At 67.2% G+C, this 1,395-nt stretch carries 1 protein-coding gene; it reads right to left on the minus strand.

The annotated features are described in order from the left end of the window. Positions 1-1,395, minus strand: a 1,395-nt coding sequence (locus tag RI841_RS14710; protein ID WP_310706383.1) for a diguanylate cyclase domain-containing protein, incomplete at both ends; no start/stop codon positions are given.

Here is a 1,395-nt window from a genome sequence, read left to right on the forward strand (position 1 = left end):
GGGAAGCGGCGGCCGGCTCAGGACTCGCGGACCACTCCCCACCGCCCCAGTAATGCTCGAACTGTTCCGCCGTGAGCGGCGGACTCAGGTAGTCGCCCTGATACGCGGGACAGCCCAAGCCCTTGAGGAAGGCCAGCTGCTCGGCGGTCTCCACCCCCTCGGCGATCACGTCCAGCCCCAGGCGCTCGGCGATCGACAGGATGGCGGCGACGATCGTCTCGTCGTCGGGGTCACCAGGCACATCGGCGACAAAGGACTGGTCGATCTTCAGGCACTGCACCGGAAGGCGCTTGAGGTAGGAAAGCGAGGAATAGCCGGTGCCGACGTCATCCACGGCCAGCTCCACACCCAGCAGGCGCAAGCCGTGAAGCCGCTCGAGCCCCTCGTCGGCATGGCCGATCAGCTCGCCCTCGGGTGTCGTCCAGCGCACCAGGGCCTCGGCCCCGAACACCTGGCCGCCCGCCACCCGGGCCTGGGGTTGAAAATGCAGTACCAGCTCACCACGTTCCAGGGCCCGGCGTAGCCCGGTATCCATGGCAAAGCGCTCGCGACTCGCCTCGCCCAGCGCGGGGGTGAAGAACTGCCAGGTGTTACGCTTCAGCGCCTTGGCGGCGTACATGGCGGTGTCGGCATGCTGGATCAGCTGCTCGGCACTGCGCCCGTCGCAAGGATAGAGACTGATGCCGATGGAAGCACCGATGAAGATCTCGTGCTCATCGATATCAAAGGGCTGTATCAGGGTATCGATCAGCTTCCTGGCCATCTGATCGGCATCCGCAGGGGCGTGCAGATGCTCCATGACCAGCAGGAACTCGTCTCCCCCCAGCCGCCCCAGGACATCCCCGTCACGCACCACCCCGGCCAAGCGCTGGCCCACCGCCTGGAGCAAACGATCCCCCTGGGTATGACCCAGGCTGTCGTTGATGCCCTTGAAGTGATCAAGGTCGAGAAACAGCACTGCCAGCTGCCCATGCGTCGCTCCCGCACGCTCCAGGGCCATGCTGAGTCGCTCATGGAGGTGCGCCCGGTTGGGGAGGCCGGTCAGGGGATCATAGTTGGCCGAGATGCGCAGCCGCCCGGCCTGATCGGTGATACGCGACAACAGCGGACTGATGGTGCGTGCCGTGACGAAGGCGCCCAGGGCCATCAGCACCAGCACCAGGATGGCGGGCCAGCGCAGTTCGTGATAGGCCGAGCCGTAGAACGCCCGGGCGGGAATCTGCACCAGCAGCCCCCAGCCGCGGGACACCAGGGGCACATACACCAGCACCTGCCCACCCCACCAGCCGCCCTTGCGGAACAGCCCGGCCTGCCCCCTTTCCAGGGCCTCGCGGACCCGGTCGGGCACCAGGGACGACGCGTCGGCCAGCATCACCCCCCCCCCTCCCCGTCCAA

Source organism: Halomonas sp. (assembly GCF_031581305.1).
Taxonomy (GTDB): domain Bacteria; phylum Pseudomonadota; class Gammaproteobacteria; order Pseudomonadales; family Halomonadaceae; genus Halomonas.